Source organism: Mycolicibacterium canariasense (genome assembly GCF_002101555.1).
Classification (GTDB): Bacteria; Actinomycetota; Actinomycetes; order Mycobacteriales; family Mycobacteriaceae; genus Mycobacterium; species Mycobacterium canariasense.
Map to the genome: position 1 here is coordinate 26,616 of NZ_LQOL01000036.1, position 15,053 is coordinate 41,668.

Below are 15,053 nucleotides of genomic sequence, written 5' to 3' on the forward strand. Positions count from 1 at the left end.
CAGCCGCTACCCCACCTTCGCCCCGGCACGGCTGAACATCGCCTTCGCGCCGGTTCCGGTATGCGTGAAGGTAATCCCGTCCTCCGACATCTGCAGCGACCACGGTCCCGCGTTGCGCTGGGTGCCGTAGGCCAGCTCCTGTCCGTCATCGGGCACTGTCACGTCCTCATCCGGCTCCGCTGCTGCAGCGCCGACCCGCCACCGCATTGCCGTTGCGCCGGAGTCGTAGTCGCCGCGGCAGGTGATCTCCGCCGAATCGAAGCCACACACCATGCCGGCGGGAGTGCGCACCGCCCATCGCTGGGCGTCCGGGGCCGGTGTGCGCTCATACGGCGTCGGTTCACTCGGGGCGGCCGGCACGCGCACGGTCGAGGTGACGGCGACCGTCACGGTGACCGTGACCGCCGGCGGTGGTTCGGCGGGCGTCTCGGCTCCCCCGCAGCCGCTCAGTGCTACGGCACCGGCGGCCGCCAAGACAGCCGCGGCTGAGCGCATCGCGGGCAGTCGCCCCGGCCGCGCGGAGACCGCCGCGACGTTCCCTGTGCCAGTGCGCGGCGGGCGACTCGATGACATGTGCGCACGCTAAGCCGGCATAGGCAGAGGCGGTCAACGCGGCGCGACCTCCACGCGGCGATGTACAGGACTGTTCCTCTTTGCCGAGACCGGCGACGGCGCCGACGATCTCGATGCGGTGGCACCGCATCGACGTTCGCAGCGTTGCCGATCCCTTGGCGCAGGTCGCACTAACTTTTCCAGTTGGCGCACCGTTGACCTGCGGAAAGTGTCAGAGTTTTCGGTGATCTCGGCGCGAGCTGGACAGTTGCGTTGATGTCGCCAGAGGGGGGAGGGGGTCTGACGGTAACCGTCTCTACACGGTGACATGTGACGTGTCTCACAGCGGTTTATCGAGGCGGTGACTGGTGACAGTTTCTTTTACTCGTTCATGTTTTTAGTTCGTGTATCTAGTTATACGTATTTATCAGGCATTTCTACTTTTACGCATCCGACAATAAGGCCGTTTTTGTAGCGAGAAGTGTTTCAGTGAATTTCTTCATGATTGACGACCCCCTCCCCCTTCTGGCGACATGGATGCTGCACTGCAGGTAGCGCCGTGATTGCACGCCGTGCTGGCAGTTCGCGCTGGTCAAAGGTGCGTCAACCGAAAATATTCGTGCGTTCTGCGTCAGCGGTTTGGCGTCCGACAACTGTCTACGAAATCCTGTGAGCTGGGTAATAGATTCGTGACGGGTGGCGTCTCCACTGCGGAGCACACGCGGCGTACAAAGCCTCGGTGGCGTTAGCTGGGACCGGTCGCGTCGCAGGCGTTGATCGGCCCGCGGTGCTGCCACGATGCCAGCCATGCCGACCTACCGCGTGTTCCACCAAGCACTACCGGCCAACATCAACGGACCCGCCTCGGTGCGCACCGAGGCGTTCGCCCCCGGCGTGACACTCGAGCAGGTGATCTGAGATGCGTTACGTCGCCACCCACCCCGACATCGCCGAGCCGGTCAGCGTCGACACCGAATGCGCCGATTCAGCTCGCGGAGCCGCCGCTGAGCGATTCGCCGAACTGCTTGGGATGGCTACCGCCGAGGTGCACCGCCACGTGCAGGTGAGCGGCGGCTGATCCACGCCGCGGCGGCAGGACCGTTCGGTCAGCGGCCCTGCCGGTACAGCACCACCGCGGTGACGGGATCACCGACAGGTGCCGGCCGCTGCGGATCCTGCATCTGCGACCAGCCGCTGATGCCACGACCGGCCACCTCAGCTGCCGCGTCGGCTGATAACAGGAACGATCCCACGTGCGTGGGCAGACCAGCCAGTTCCTGCACCTCGGTGACGCGGACTCCCGCACCGGTGTATCCACCCTCGTAACCGTCGGTCAGCAGCGGCGTGGCCCGCGGCACGTGCTGTAGCCGGTCCAGCAGCTCGCCGACGGTGGAGACCGGGCCGGTGGAGATCTCGGCTGTGCTCTCGTCCGAGCAGCGGATCCAGGTCAGCCCCGCCTCGTCGACAGGCACGGCTTCGATGATGTGCGGCGGGTCGTCGGTCACGGTGCCAGTCTCGCGCGGTGCACGGTCGGAGTACAGCGGACCGCCGTGCGCGTCAGCGGCCGAGTCTGCAGCTGCGGCACACCAGGTCGGGCTCCTCGTCCTCGCCGCGTGCGACCCAGGTGTCGGTCCCACCGCAGCGGGGACACTCGTCGCCGTCGTGCACCGGATTCTGGGCGACCAGCTCGTGATAGACCTCGACCTGGGATCGGCCGGTGCGCCGGGCGATCGGGTAGGCGGCGGTCCAGCATGCCTCGCAGGCCGCCATCAGTTGCGCTCCCGTTCGTCGTCGCGGTGTTCGGTATCCCAGACGATCATCAGCCGGCGCGTGTGCCAGACCCTGACCGTCGAGCGGTGCTTGGCGGTCTGTTCGGCGAGGAAGTGCCACAGCTGCGCCGCTGATTCGGTGGTGTGGTGCTGAAAGCCGATGAGCTGGTTATCGGTGCGCCACCAGCGCGGCAACGGTCCGGTCAGCCTGCCGCGCACGAAAACCTTCCCCGCTCAAACACGTTCGGCGCCGATGGCGGGCACCCGCAGCGTGACGTCGCGTGACACGGCGCGGTCGATGGAGCGCACGAACCCGCCGGCCCACTCTCCCGTTGCGTAGAGCCACCAGACAGTGCCGACTGGGTACGTGCACCCGGCAGCGATCCAGACATCGCCGCGGCTGTGATTCGCCTCTGCACTGGTCGCCTCGACCGTGCCGGTCGGCATGGGCGTTGCCTGTTCGACGTCGTTCATCGGCCGGTGGTCTCCTCGGGGTCGGTTGTCAGCGGTTTCTGGCCATGGTCAGCGCGGTCACCGCCGCAGTTGCACGGATCGGCGAAGCAGTGACACGACTTGTCGGCGAAGCCGTAGCAGCAGGAGCAGTCGCAGCTGGCAGGGCATCGCGGGGTGTTGTAGTCGCCGGCGGCGCGCGGCGGCGCAAACTCGGCCCGCTGCACCAGCTCGATCGCCGCAGTCTGCAGCTCAGCGAGGTACGCGTCGATCACATGGGCCGCGGTGAACTCGATGTAGACCGGGCGCTTGTCGAGCGGTTCCAACTTGCCGCAGGAGCACAGGAGTGCGCCGGGGTAATGCGAAACCCGGCGCGGCTGGTGCGCTGAGGCGACGGAATCGCGGATCGCCTGCGTATCCATCAGCAGCTCCCGTCGCAGGTGCAGGCCCAGCACGCCGGACAGGGGTCGATCGGGCCGCCGGGTGCGGCGCAGTTTCCGGTGGTGAGCCCGTCTGAATCCACGGGCCCATCGAGGCATTCGGGACACGCGGTGTCGGTGGCGGTCATCGGGTCAGCACCGCCTGGATCAGTTTCTTGCCCGTCGGGCCGCCGGAAGCGACCACCTGACCGCGCCGGTTGCAGATGAGCCACCCGCCGAATCCGTTGCTACGCAGCGTCCACCACTTATCGCCGTCGGACACCTCGAAATAGCCTCGCTGATCTGCACAACTCTCATGAGGTCACACGTCCCCCGCTGCCGATCTGCCCACCGCCACGGCGGCCAGCAGGACCAGGGCGTCGCGTTCGACGTCATCGCGTGCGTAGTCGCGTTCGTAGTCGTCGCGGATCTCGATGTGTCCGGTGTCGGGGCGATACTGCACGTCGCCGATCGGCCCGTCGAACCGCTGCTCGCTGCTGGCGGTCCACACGCTGCCGACTGCCCCGATCATGTCCGGCACAGCCAGCGGTCCGACCAGCCTCCAGTCGTGCGCCCGCAGGTCCGCCAGTACGGCCGCTGCCAGAGACTCAGCCTTGTGCGAGGTGATCGGTGCGCCAGCCTGGTGCGCATTTCTCCAGAAAATGTCGGCGAGCACGGCGGCCGGCTCTGTGGTTTTATCCAGTTGCGCTGCGGTTTTGGTGTACCCCGACCGCGTCGATTCGGTCACGATGCATACACCGGTTCAAGCGTCATCTGCCCATCGGGTGCGGCGAATGTGTAGGCGTACGCGCCCTCACCCCGGTCGCGCACAGGAGCCAGGACGTGGCGTTCGCACACCGACTGACCGTTGACGATGAATTCCGCGCGCTGCTTCCCCGCGCCGGTGACCAGGCATTCAATGCAGTTCAGTTTCGCTCTCATGGCGCCCATCCGGTGTCGTCGTCGTCGTCTGCCTCGCCCTGCGCGAGACCGCCGAAGTTGAGCAGATCGAACAGTTCGCGTTCCGCGTCGAGGGTGGCGAACTGGCCTTCGGTGACCGCGATCGGCGTGTTACGCAGGCGGCGCTGCTGAGTGACGGGCAGGTCCGCGAAGCGCACCTCGCCGTCCGCACCGTCGGCGAACCACCCGGCGGGGACGCTGAACTCGCTGTTCAGGAACCTGCGCAGGGCGGTGATGCGCTGCTTTCCGTCGACGACGGCGTAGCTCCAGCAGCGGTCGCGGGAGTATCCGGGGTGGCTGAACTCGGCGCCGAAGCGGTCGTTGAGCATGATCGCCGGCACGGGGATGCCCATGAGCAGTGACTTGATCAGGTTCTGCTGGCGTCGCAGGCCCCACACGACGCCGCGCTGGTAGGGCTGGTCGAGGTCGAACCGCGGCGCACCGGAGGTGTCGCAGAAGAACTCGGCGGGCCGCGAGGTGCTGGTGACGCGGTACTGGCGCAGGATGGCGCTCACTGATCAGTCCCGCCATGAGAAGTGGTCCAGGCGGTGATGTAGGCGGTGCCCACCGGGAGGCCCTCGTCGTCACCCGCTTTCGCAGCCTGGCTGTGGTCGTCGAAGAACTCAAAGAAGCGCGGCGTGCACGTGCCGTCCTCGGCAACGATCACCGGTGCGTGGATCGCCGCTGCGCCGAGTGCCGCGGCGATCTCTTTGGCACGGTGCAGCTCGTGGTCCTCGCGGACGTAGAACCAGCCGCAGACGCATTCGATGACGTCGCCTTCGGGGTGCGCGTCGAGGTGCGCGACACCGTGTTTGGCGCCGACGGCGGCGATGGCGGCGACGAGGTCCGCACGTGAGGTGTCCAGGACCGGCAGGGCGGGGGCGCTCATCGGGCCGTTCCGGTCTGGCGTCCAAGTCCGGCGGCCAGGGCATCGCTGGTGATCTGGTCCCATCCGAGCCGCGCGACTGCCCAGGCAGTTTCACCGACCACCACGACATCACCGACCGACAGGCTGCGGTTGCGCTCATCGCGGTAGCGCCGTGCCCAGTCCGCGGCGGGGGCGTCGATGTTGAGCTGTTCGAAGACAGAGGAGAGCAACCAGTTCAGCTCCGTGGCGGTTGCCGGTGCGTCCACGTCGAATCGCGCGGCCTCGCGAAGCTGGGCGGTGGCGGCGTCGAATGGGCCGAAGAAATCGGTCTTGTCATTGAGGTACACGGTCACGGTGGCGGTCACAGTCAGCCCTTTCCGGTCAGCTATGATTCTCTAAAACAGAGAATACACATGGCGGCCGACAATTGCGCAAGCCGCGCTGTCGGACCGCCCGGCAACGATTAGCCACACCCGACCCAGAAGGAGAATCCCGTGCACACCGAGAGGCTGCATATCGGCATCGATGTCGACGGCGTCCTGGCCGACTACATGAGTGCCGCTGCGCAGATGGGCCGCGCGCATGGACACGCGATCGCCGACACCACGCCGTCGACGTACGGGCTGGTGGAGCCGGGCTGGTTTCCCGACGCCGAGTCGGCAGCGGCTGCCATGCGGGCGGTGCATCTTGACGGGCTGGCGAGCCTGGCACTGCTCGACGCCACCGCTCCAATGGCAGTGCGGGGGCTGCGCGTCGCCGGGCACCGCGTCACGGTGGTCACCGCGCGCCACCCTGAGCCGGACGGACGAGGGATTCTCTCGCAGTGGCTGCACCGGCACGGGATCGGCCTCGACGAGCTGCATTTCGAGACGTTGAAGAGTCGTTCCGGCTGCGATGTCTACCTCGACGACGCCCCACACAACATTGCAGAGATTCGCGCCGCAGGCCGCCACTGCGTAGTTCGCGACACCACGTACAACCGGCACGTGGACGGGCACCGTGTGTCGTCGCTGGCCGAGTTCGCCACGATGGTGCACGCCGGGATGTTCGGGCGCTACGCAGCCTGAGCGCAGACAGCACAACGCCGGGGATGCAGTTGCGTCCCCGGCGTTGTCACGTCCCGTGTTGCGCGTAAGTCATCCGGGGGCCTGCGTACACAGGATGCCGCGCGCTGCACCGACGAGTGCTGCGGCCTGCTGGGGGCTCGCGCCGTAGGGCGCGATCACCGAGGCGACCGCCGCGTCGTGGCCCTGGCGCATGTAGAGGACCCGGCAGGCCTGCATGCCCGCCATCAGGATGTTGTCGTCACCGCCAGGGAAACCTGCGTTGCGCGCCTGGTTGATGAAATTCTGCTGCTCACCCGTGATCGGGATTGGCCACGCCGAGGCGGGAGCTGCCGTGACGGTCAGTGCGGCGGCGCCGGCGAGTGCGGCCGCGGTGGCACGTACGAGCATCTGGGATCGGGTACGGGACATGGCGTTCTCTCTTCTCTCGTGACGGATGGCGGCGCCGTAGCGGCACCGGGAGTCGCATCTTGCGCCCTAAACGGGCCCGCGCCCTCCGAACCGCGACATCAGCGTTTCGGCGTGCCGAACCGGACCACATCAGGAGGACGTGACAGCCACCTGGAGGCCTCGAAATCGCCGCGTCTGGATGCACCCCGTGGGTGACCCCAAAGACCCCATTTTTGCAACTTCTCAGGTCAGGACACTTTTCCGAGAGACCCCATCGTGAACCCCAGAGACCCCATTCGAGTGACCCCGCCAGCAACAGCGTCCGGAGCGGTCACCGGATCGCGCCCCGCGACTAGCCTCGGACGACTCCGATCACCGCCCGGCTGGGCACTCAAGCCCCGTTCGCCGGTCCGTCTGCCGTTCGGATGTGGTCGTCGTAGCCGATTTCGCCACTCGGCATCACCTGTCCACCGCTTGTGAGATATTCTCTGTTTTAGAGAACCTTGCAAAGGAGCAAAAGCCGTGAGTCGATACCCCGACGGAATGGTTCTGCGTCCCAGCCAGAGCTGGCCAGGCCCGTTCCCGACCGAGCACGTGCGCTCACCGTTTTCGGCACCGCTGTCGACGACGCTGAGCGAACTCGACCGCGAGCTGTGGTACCTGGGCACCGGCAGCCGCAACGCGCCGTCGGTGCTGGCGATGGCACTCAGCGAAGGTGACTTCCGCAAGGTCGATGGTCTGCCGCGGGCCAACGCACGTCCCGATCACCCCGGCGTGGTGCTCTACATCGAGTCGATGGTGGGGCCGCTGTCCTACCCATGCGCCAAGTTCGACAGCTGGACCGACAATCTGCGGGCGATCACGCTCGGACTCAACGGCTTGCGTCGCCTGGAGCGCTACGGGATCACCTCGGCCAACGAGCAGTACGCGGGATGGAAGGCGCTTCCGGCAGCCGGGGCAGTCGCGGCCACCGGCGCCGAGGACGCGGAGGCACAGCTGCGGCGGGTGTCGGGACTGGCCGACGAAACCGATCTGAACCGGGTGTATCGCGTGGCCCGCGCCAACACCCACACCGACCGCGGCGGTGACCGCGCCGGTTGGGATGCAGTCGAGGCCGCCGGTGATGTACTGCGCCGGCACGGACGCCTGACCTGAACCGCCCAGACGGAAACCCTAACCATAGGAGCGCACCATGGCAGTCATGCACACCCCCGATACCACCGGACTTGTCGCCGTCTATGGGAGTGCCAACGGTTACCCGAATTTTGAACGTGACGTTCTGGGTTGGGACAAACTCGGCCGGCCGCTGGTCATGTGCGGCGACGCGCTGCACGTCGCCCAGACCGCGCCTTTCGAAAAATATCCGAAGTTCGGGTGGTTGAAGAAGCCGGATATGGTGTCTGCATTCCAGCAGGAGATTTACAACCATCTCCAGAACACGCCGGACATAACCGAGGCAGTCGCAGAGGCAGTCTCCGAGGCGGTACGTGCGGAGCTGAAAAGCCGGCGACCACAGAAGCCGCTCCCGGAAGTGGGCGTGGGCATTCTCGAAGAACACATGGGGGTACCGCTGCTCATTCATATCCGAGAAGCCAATCCGCGCATGAGCAGCTACGGAAACTCCGTAACGGGCACGCCGTTGGTCGACTACCTGGCATGGAACCCGTTCAGTGACGAAACGAGCAGGCACGACGATGTGATGATCGCGCAGCCGCGCGTCGCCGCCGAGCTTGTGCAGTATTCGCGCACAGGTGGTTCGCTGATTCTCGGCGTCTTCGTCCGCAACGCGGTAGACCACCTCCCTCAGCTTGCAGCCTTGCGCAACAGTGAGGCATACACCGAAGAACAAGCGCGGGAGCGCCTGACCACAGCAGCGACGGACGCCGGGTGGGTCACCCTCCCTGGTACAGACGCCTGACCTGGTCGCACCTTCCTCACACCATTCCCGCGAAAGCAGCCACCCATGACCCGCGCGCCTCGCAGCTCAGACAACCCCGTTGCGCCACCGGCGATCGCACGGTGGTGACCGCCTCGACAACACCCAACGGAGACACCCAGTGAGCACCTATCATCCCGGCACCGACATCGACGCGGCGCAGACCGCACTGGCGACCGAGCTGCGGGTGCCGCTGCTGACCTCGGCCTACCCGCAGTGGCACTACGTCACCGGGATCGTCGTGACCGACAGCCCCTACCTGGACCCGGGACTCGTGCCGACCGACGACGAGGTGCGCATGGTGGCCGCTCATCTCGAGGACTACTGCACCTACTGGTACTCCCCCAGTTACCGCAGCCGGCTGCGTGAATTCGCGCCGTACGACATCGACAGCGGCGCCAATCTCGGCTTCTACCGCAAGCGCGGCGCGAACGACTGGTGTTACCGCAAGCGTAGTTGGCAGCAGGGGCCCAGCTGGTGGCCGGCACCGCTGCAGCCGCCGATGACGCTGGCGGAGGTCATCGCCCGCAACGGCGGTGACAGCCTGCGTGAACGGGCAGATAAGCGCCGGGGCGAATCGAAGCTCAGGTGAGCGTTCAGGCAGCGCACGACGGTGCCACCGTGACGACGGTGGTCACGCCACTGACTGTGCACGGTCAGCCTGCACCGCGTGATCCCCTCTGCGGCGCATGCGATCTCGACCGGCACACCTGCCCCGGATGCGGCGACTGGCTGCATCACGGAACGGCGTGTTGCGCGCTCTGTGTGCAGGAGGTCCGCCGCGGTGTGCGCTGATCGCGGTGCGCCGATCGCAGTCTTGACCCGTACCGGTGACTACACCTGGACACTCACCAGCGACGATGGGAGCTTCATCGCCGCCCTGGGCAGCGGCGCCGAACGTGTTCTGGATTGCGCGTCCGACCTGCTGCCGTTCCGGCGTCGTCGGGGTCGTGGCGGCCGATGGTTCCCTGCGGGGGATGAAGTCTTCGAGTTCCGCGCTGTTCAGGGCAGCAGTTCGCGCCAGCGCGTGAGATCTGCGCTGCGGGCGTGGCGGTAGATCACCGCGCGGGTGACGTCGAGTTCGCGGGCCACCCATACCAGAGGCACCAGCGAGGCAGTGGCCGCGGCGATCAGGCTCACTTGCGCGCCGCAGTGATCGAGGCGGTTCTCTCGTGCAGCGTCCAGTGCCGCATCGGTTCCGGCGCCGACCAGCCACGCTTGGTCCATGGTGTCGGGATCGGCGGCCCACAGCGCACCGACGACATCAGCTGCAGCTTCGACCAGTTCCTCGGCGGTGCGGCGACCCGGGTGCAGCAGCCAGCGCTCCAGTGCCAGCACCAGTTTCGCCCGCGGATCATCGTCACCGACAGCACCAAGGACGTCGGCGACCAGCGTGCACAGCGGCCCGCAGCGGGCCCGCGCCTGTGCCCCGTCGCCACTGGCAGCCGCGCCAATCAGCGGATAGATGGTGCGCGAGGATTGCGACCGCACCGGATCGGCCAGCGCAGCGGCGACTGTCAGCGCGGTGGTCGCAGCGTGGGCAGCGGTGTCGTACAGCTGCTGTGCCCCGTGCGCGCTCAGGTGGCGCCGGGCGGTGGCGGTCACTGGGCGGCCTGTTCGACGATGGCACGCAGCTTGAGTCGGTCCAGCACCGGCGCCAGGTAGGTCGCGTAGTTCTGATCAACCGCCGGACCACCGGCGAGGGTACCGACTGCCATGGCGTCCCCGTCGGCGTTGACCACGAAAACCGGTGCACCCGAGTCACCTTTGACCGCCGCGCCTCCCCACAGCAGTTCGTCGCTGCCGGCGGCGATCAGCGGGCCGCAGGTTATGCCCGATCGCGAACCGTGCATGCAGATCGGGGTTCCGGGTTCCAGCGTCTGTGCCTGGTCGACGGTGAGTACCCCGCGCAGGTGCACGCCGTCGGCGACGTCGGTGCCGAATCCGCTGGACTGCTGGTCGGGCGAGAGGAAGAACAATGCCGCGTCATAGGAGCGACCGTCATCATCGGCGCCACGCTCGGCGTTCTGGAGTGGTAGCAGGGACATCCGTTGTTGGCCGTGCGTGTCGGTGTACATCCACAGCGGTGAGCCCTCGTCCTGATCGCAGTGTCCCGCGGTGAGGTAGCCGATGTCGCGGCGCACGCTCATCACCGGCCATCCGGCGGTGCACAGCGAGGCGGTCCCGTCGGGCGCCGGCTGCAGGATGCTGACTCCGGGTGCGGGTTCTGACGCCGCGGTGAAGTCCGCGATACGCCCGGTGCCGTACACCCCCGCGATGGATACCCATGGACCAACCGCGCCGGCATCGATCGGTGCAGCGGCAGCGGCCGGAATGCCGGATAGCGCCAGCGCGGCAGCCACCATGGCACAAGCCGCGGACGTGACACTGGCACGAGTATTCCTGCCGCACCGTCGGTTTCTAGGTGTCATGGCGCGCAGCATACCCACGCCTGCATCTATCACCCTGTGCATCACACGCGGCATCGATATCGGCATTGCGCCCGCGCCGCGACCGTGTCCGCGACGGGCTTCGGTCTAGTTTCTGCCGTACACGCCCGCGCTGATGGGCAACTGAAACGTAGGAGTTCGAACCTATGTCTGCTGGCACACGACTGGCTCTGTCGGGGTTGGCCGCTGCGGCGGCGGCTGCGGCCCTGACCGTTCTCGCCGAGGGGACAGCCGCGGCGGAAACCTCCGCCCCGGCCCCAGTCCCGGTCACCGACACCGCTGTCTTTCCCGCTGCTCCGGTGGCGCTACACGGCCAGTTCGCGGGCGCAGCACCGGGCCCAGCAGAGTTCACAGGTCCAGTTCCGCCCGCTCCCCCGGCACTGATGGCGGCCGCGTTGACTGTGCCGCCACCCGGCGCACCCGCACCGATTCCCACACAGCCGACTGCCTCCGTGCCCGCGGCGTTGCCCGTTGCCGGACCGGCCCCGGAGTCGTTCGGGGTGCCCGCGCCAGGCATGGTCGTGGCCGAACCGCAGCGGCCGGTCGTGCTCGTACCGGTCCCGGCCGATACGACCACCGTGCCCACCCTGCTCTCGGCGGTGGTGCCTGCCGGCGCGCTGCCCGGCATCGATGCGCCGCTCGCTGCACCCGTGGTAGTCCCCGATCCCACAGCGATCCCCGGGGCGGTCGTCGTACCGGCAGCGATCCCCGGCCCGGCTCCGTCGAGGGCGCTGGTGCTGACACCCGGACCCGTGCCGGCTCCGACACTGCTGGTGCATCCGCTGGTGGCCGAGGCCGCGGTGGACAAGTCCGCGATCATTTATGACGCACACCCCGTGGAGCAGGTGACCGATACCGACATCCACGCCGGCCTGCTCTCGGCGGGGGTCAGCCCCGATCTGCTGGGTACGTTCGTCGAGGCGACCCGCGTCATCATCGGCGGCGAGTCGGGCGGCTCAACCAACGCGGTGAACCGGTGGGACTCCAATGCCCGCGGCGCCGCACAGCCCGACGGCGCTCCGGGAAACAGCAGCCGTGGCCTGATGCAGACGATTCCGGGCACGTTCGCCGCCTATCACGCACCGGGGACGTCGCTGTCGATCTATGACCCGCACGCCAACATCGCCGCAGCGTGGCGCTACATCAACACCCGCTACAAGGTGGATCTGCACACCGGCAGTGGGCTCGATGCGTTCATGGGACGCGGCACCGGCCGCGGTGTGGGGTACTGACGATGGCCCCGCAGCTCGGCGAGATCCGCCGAGAGAACGGAATCGCAGGCCAGATCAGCTATTCGGTCGCTGTCACCTATCCGGGCGAATCCGCGAGCACGGTGCAGTTTGTCGGCAGCACCTACGGCGGCCCCGTGACGATGGTGACCGCCAGCGGCATGCAGACCCACGTCGATGACCCCGGCCGCTTCGGCGAGTTCGGCCCGGAGTGGGTGCGACGGTTCTTCGCCGACAACGGATAGCCCAGACCCAGCACGCCCCGCACCGCGACCTCCCCCCAACATCGGTGCGGGGCGTGCTGCTGTTCGAGCAAGATCAGCCGCGCCGGCCGTCCATGGCGACAAAACTGCACTGTTCGGTCCGCGGCGGACGGTAGATCACCGCATCGCAGAAACCACAGCTGATCGCGCGGTGCAGCCCGCAGTGAGCGCAGTGAGCGACGCCGACAACCATTCCGTTTCCTCCGCGCAGCGGGTGGCCGTTTACGCATTGCGGCGGCGGGGGCGGCTCAGCCCAGCCGAGCCGGGTGCGCCGCAGACCGTGATCTGTCACGTCCTTCACGATACCGCGATGTCGAACACCTGTTCGACAGTTGTGGTCGGTTTCCGCGCCGTGACCCCCACGCACACCCGCACGGGTGTAGGAATCGGCAGACAAGATCCGGCTGCCGCGCGGCGGCCGGGCCGGGGACCCCAGGAGATGCGATGCCGCCCGTGATGACCGATGAGCAGATCCGCGCCGATGGAGCCGCGTTGCAAAGCGCCATCGCGTACAACCAGATCCTCGGGGACGTGTCGCGCGGCAACCACAGCGGGCCGGCACTGGCCAACATCCTGGCGATGTCGACAGCCGAGCAGCGCCGCCAGCTCATCGACTGGGCACGCACCGCCTACGGCGACCGGGCGGCAGCAGACATGGCGCGGGAGCTGGACCGCCACACGCTCATCGACCCGGTGAAGCTCGCCAACACTTTCGCCGAGCAGTATCCGCGCCTGGACGCCGCGCCAGCACCCGCAGCGCCTGCGCCGGCAGCACCCGCGCCCGTCGCGGCCGGGGCGCCAGCCGATGCCCCCAGTGACGGCCGACTCTGGCTGCCCGGCAACTCGTCACTGCCTCTCCTCAGCGATGAGGCCTCCGCTGCACTCGACCGGCTCGACGCGGCGATCGAGTCCCACAACACCGCGTTGTTCGGTGTGGAGCCCGGCCTCGCGTGGTTCCCCGACGGGGCCAAGCTGCCAGTGACTGGGACCAACGTCTCTACCCTCGGCGGGGCGTACGACAAAGCCAGCACACTGATCCCGCTGTGGCGCACGCGGATCGAAGAACTGCGCACGGCCCTGGAAGGCAGTGGCGAGTACCTGATCAATCAGCAGCTCGACTCGCTGCGGGAGCCGATCACCCGGCTCAGCACCGCAGCGGAGGACTCGCGCCCGCTGAACACGATGGTCGCCTCCGCCGGCGTCGCAGCCAACGACACCTTCCATCAGATGCGCGGCGAAGCACTCGATAAACGCCGCCAGATCAGCGAGATCGTCGCGACCCGCGAAGGCCGGCTGACTGAAATCCCTGCTGTCGCGGCACATCTGGACAGGGCGGACGCGGCAGAACAGCGGGGACGTGACATCGGCGCGCTGGCGGCCCGCATTCCAGCCCCCGACGCCCAGGCCGCCCCGGCTACGCCGACGGCGGCTCGTCCGCTGTCAGGTTCAGCCACACCCACTTCGGCTGCCCCCGCTGCGCGGGCGGGCGGTGCACCTGCCGGTGTCAGCGGCCCCGGCTCGAGTGCGGGATCGGGCAACGCCAGCAGCGGCAAATCCACCGACGACTTGGCCAAGCTGCTCTCCGGGCTCGGAGGCAGCGCGATGCCGCAGATTCCCAACCCCGCGCAGGCCATGGCGCCCCTGGCCCAGGCTGCACAGCAGGCCGCCAAGCCGCTGGCCCAAGCCGCCGAACCGCTCAATCAGGCGGTCAAAACGATGCCAGAAGAACTGCTCAAAGCGTTGCGCGGTGCAGATCCGGCCAACGACAAGGCAGCCGCCGTCGACACCGCCGCGTCGCGGGCCGCCGACAGCGACCGAGCTGCCGCCACCTCGCCAACCGTGGTGCTGCCCGCAGCTGCCCCGGTGTCCGGACTAGGCATTCCGGGCAGCGAGGCGCGCACCCACCAGCTCGATGCCAGCGGCAAGCCGGTCGACAAGGACGGGGACGGCAAAGTCGACAAGGATGCCGTGCCGCTGTCAAAGAAGACGGTCAAGCCGTTCGACCTGGCGGTTCCTGTTGACGGCGCCAACGTGCAGGTCGCCGGTGTGCCTGACCCACGTATCGGCGAGATGATGTTGCAGATGGCCGGTGCCGGGGAAGATCGGCCGGTCTCCGTGCTCGACGCCGCCAAGGCTGCCGGCATGGACATCACATCGCTCGGAGACCCGATCGACCCAGCCCTGGCCGAGACAGGTAACGCCGTCATCGGTACGGAGAAGTCCGGCATCTACCTCGGCGATGGCCGCGTGCTGACTTCCACTGGCGAAGTGACTGACCTGGACTCCGTCGTCGGCGAAGACGGGTTCATCGCAGAGGTGCCGCTGCCCGAGCTTCCCGACGAGACACCCGCCGGCGACGCGCCGACGGCGCTGTCATCGGCCGGTGCGGCCCCGTTGCCCCCGCTGGAGCCGTTGCCGCCCCAGGCAGCCGTTCCCGCAGCGGACGTGACAGCGCCTCCTCCCGCGGCTGAACCCGCGCCTGCAGCTCCCACCCCGCCGGAGGCTGGTACAGCACCCGCCCCTGCGCCCGCACCCGCCGAGCCCGCCGAGCCCGCCGAGCCCGCCGCACCCGCCGAGCCCGCGCCGCCGGTGGCCACACCTGCGCCGCCGGCGCAGGCACCCGCCGATGAGTCCGCACCGCGCGGTACCGGCGGGCTGCCGCAGCAGGTCGCTTACCAGGGCCGTGCACTGGGCTGACCTCCT

General features: G+C 67.9%; 23 protein-coding genes. 8 read left to right on the forward strand and 15 right to left on the reverse strand.

Annotated elements, in window-relative coordinates:
• Positions 1-6 precede the first annotated feature (6 nt).
• Positions 7-573, reverse strand: a complete 567-nt coding sequence (locus tag AWB94_RS35045) for a hypothetical protein (protein WP_165605324.1) — start codon at positions 571-573, stop codon at positions 7-9.
• Positions 574-1,471: 898 nt separating this feature from the next.
• Between AWB94_RS35045 and AWB94_RS35050 the strand changes: the two genes are divergently transcribed.
• Positions 1,472-1,630 (forward strand): hypothetical protein, encoded by a 159-nt coding sequence (locus tag AWB94_RS35050; protein ID WP_158498027.1) that lies wholly within the window; start codon positions 1,472-1,474, stop codon positions 1,628-1,630.
• A 28-nt stretch (positions 1,631-1,658) separates the two neighbouring features.
• Here AWB94_RS35050 and AWB94_RS07095 read toward each other — a convergent pair whose 3' ends face one another.
• The 11 genes from AWB94_RS07095 to AWB94_RS07140 form a co-directional block, all read right to left on the reverse strand.
• Positions 1,659-2,057, reverse strand: a complete 399-nt coding sequence (locus AWB94_RS07095; RefSeq protein ID WP_062656832.1) for a hypothetical protein — start codon at positions 2,055-2,057, stop codon at positions 1,659-1,661.
• 52 nt (positions 2,058-2,109) lie between these two features.
• Entirely contained in the window at positions 2,110-2,322 is a 213-nt protein-coding gene (locus AWB94_RS07100) for a hypothetical protein (protein ID WP_062656833.1), read from the reverse strand.
• Entirely contained in the window at positions 2,322-2,540 is a 219-nt protein-coding gene (locus tag AWB94_RS07105) for a hypothetical protein (RefSeq protein WP_062656834.1), read from the reverse strand. Before AWB94_RS07105 ends, AWB94_RS07100 begins: the two co-directional genes overlap by 1 nt.
• A 15-nt stretch (positions 2,541-2,555) precedes the next feature.
• Positions 2,556-2,795: a hypothetical protein gene (locus AWB94_RS07110; RefSeq protein ID WP_062656835.1), complete on the reverse strand. Its 240-nt coding sequence runs from the start codon at positions 2,793-2,795 to the stop codon at positions 2,556-2,558.
• Complete coding sequence (locus AWB94_RS07115) at positions 2,792-3,226, reverse strand: hypothetical protein (protein WP_062656836.1); 435 nt, start codon at positions 3,224-3,226, stop codon at positions 2,792-2,794. The genes AWB94_RS07110 and AWB94_RS07115 overlap by 4 nt, the downstream gene beginning before the upstream one ends.
• A 109-nt stretch (positions 3,227-3,335) precedes the next feature.
• Positions 3,336-3,473: a hypothetical protein gene (locus AWB94_RS35055; RefSeq protein ID WP_165605325.1), complete on the reverse strand. Its 138-nt coding sequence runs from the start codon at positions 3,471-3,473 to the stop codon at positions 3,336-3,338.
• 39 nt (positions 3,474-3,512) lie between these two features.
• Positions 3,513-3,938, reverse strand: a complete 426-nt coding sequence (locus AWB94_RS07120; RefSeq protein ID WP_062656837.1) for a hypothetical protein — start codon at positions 3,936-3,938, stop codon at positions 3,513-3,515.
• Positions 3,935-4,132 carry a hypothetical protein gene (locus AWB94_RS07125; RefSeq protein WP_131805291.1) on the reverse strand — a complete coding sequence of 66 codons (198 nt, stop codon included), beginning with the start codon at positions 4,130-4,132 and terminating at the stop codon, positions 3,935-3,937. Before AWB94_RS07125 ends, AWB94_RS07120 begins: the two co-directional genes overlap by 4 nt.
• Positions 4,129-4,665, reverse strand: coding sequence for a DUF262 domain-containing protein (locus AWB94_RS07130; protein WP_062656839.1), 537 nt, complete (start codon positions 4,663-4,665; stop codon positions 4,129-4,131). Before AWB94_RS07130 ends, AWB94_RS07125 begins: the two co-directional genes overlap by 4 nt.
• Positions 4,662-5,039: a hypothetical protein gene (locus AWB94_RS07135; protein ID WP_062656840.1), complete on the reverse strand. Its 378-nt coding sequence runs from the start codon at positions 5,037-5,039 to the stop codon at positions 4,662-4,664. Before AWB94_RS07135 ends, AWB94_RS07130 begins: the two co-directional genes overlap by 4 nt.
• Positions 5,036-5,383, reverse strand: a complete 348-nt coding sequence (locus AWB94_RS07140) for a hypothetical protein (RefSeq protein WP_062656841.1) — start codon at positions 5,381-5,383, stop codon at positions 5,036-5,038. The genes AWB94_RS07135 and AWB94_RS07140 overlap by 4 nt, the downstream gene beginning before the upstream one ends.
• Before the next feature lie 129 nt (positions 5,384-5,512).
• Between AWB94_RS07140 and AWB94_RS07145 the strand changes: the two genes are divergently transcribed.
• A complete protein-coding gene (locus AWB94_RS07145; RefSeq protein ID WP_230022529.1) occupies positions 5,513-6,085 on the forward strand; it encodes a 5' nucleotidase, NT5C type in 573 nt (190 codons plus the stop codon).
• Between the two features lie 69 nt (positions 6,086-6,154).
• Here AWB94_RS07145 and AWB94_RS07150 read toward each other — a convergent pair whose 3' ends face one another.
• Positions 6,155-6,493 carry a DUF732 domain-containing protein gene (locus tag AWB94_RS07150; RefSeq protein WP_062656842.1) on the reverse strand — a complete coding sequence of 113 codons (339 nt, stop codon included), beginning with the start codon at positions 6,491-6,493 and terminating at the stop codon, positions 6,155-6,157.
• A gap of 501 nt (positions 6,494-6,994) precedes the next feature.
• On the opposite strand from AWB94_RS07150, the gene AWB94_RS35710 reads away from it, so the two are divergent.
• The 3 genes from AWB94_RS35710 to AWB94_RS07165 all read left to right on the forward strand — a co-directional run bounded on the left by AWB94_RS35710 (position 6,995) and on the right by AWB94_RS07165 (position 9,000).
• Entirely contained in the window at positions 6,995-7,627 is a 633-nt protein-coding gene (locus AWB94_RS35710) for a molecular chaperone DnaJ (protein WP_230022531.1), read from the forward strand.
• Positions 7,628-7,673: 46 nt separating this feature from the next.
• The gene (locus AWB94_RS07160; RefSeq protein WP_133058213.1) at positions 7,674-8,390 is read left to right on the forward strand and encodes a hypothetical protein; all 717 of its coding nucleotides are present in this window, start codon (positions 7,674-7,676) and stop codon (positions 8,388-8,390) included.
• Between the two features lie 139 nt (positions 8,391-8,529).
• Positions 8,530-9,000, forward strand: coding sequence for a hypothetical protein (locus AWB94_RS07165; RefSeq protein ID WP_062656844.1), 471 nt, complete (start codon positions 8,530-8,532; stop codon positions 8,998-9,000).
• A 410-nt stretch (positions 9,001-9,410) separates the two neighbouring features.
• Here the strand turns inward: AWB94_RS07165 and AWB94_RS07170 are convergent, their stop codons facing one another.
• Positions 9,411-10,013, reverse strand: a complete 603-nt coding sequence (locus AWB94_RS07170; protein ID WP_062656845.1) for a hypothetical protein — start codon at positions 10,011-10,013, stop codon at positions 9,411-9,413.
• Complete coding sequence (locus tag AWB94_RS35715) at positions 10,010-10,774, reverse strand: chymotrypsin family serine protease (RefSeq protein WP_230022535.1); 765 nt, start codon at positions 10,772-10,774, stop codon at positions 10,010-10,012. Before AWB94_RS35715 ends, AWB94_RS07170 begins: the two co-directional genes overlap by 4 nt.
• 230 nt (positions 10,775-11,004) lie before the next feature.
• Here AWB94_RS35715 and AWB94_RS07180 point away from each other — a divergent pair, with 230 nt between their 5' ends.
• The 3 genes from AWB94_RS07180 to AWB94_RS07190 all read left to right on the forward strand — a co-directional run bounded on the left by AWB94_RS07180 (position 11,005) and on the right by AWB94_RS07190 (position 15,047).
• Positions 11,005-12,090 (forward strand): transglycosylase SLT domain-containing protein, encoded by a 1,086-nt coding sequence (locus tag AWB94_RS07180; RefSeq protein WP_230022537.1) that lies wholly within the window; start codon positions 11,005-11,007, stop codon positions 12,088-12,090.
• Positions 12,091-12,092: 2 nt separating this feature from the next.
• Positions 12,093-12,332, forward strand: a complete 240-nt coding sequence (locus AWB94_RS07185) for a hypothetical protein (protein WP_036372503.1) — start codon at positions 12,093-12,095, stop codon at positions 12,330-12,332.
• Between the two features lie 462 nt (positions 12,333-12,794).
• Positions 12,795-15,047: a hypothetical protein gene (locus tag AWB94_RS07190; RefSeq protein WP_165605326.1), complete on the forward strand. Its 2,253-nt coding sequence runs from the start codon at positions 12,795-12,797 to the stop codon at positions 15,045-15,047.
• The last annotated feature ends 6 nt before the right edge of the window (positions 15,048-15,053 follow it).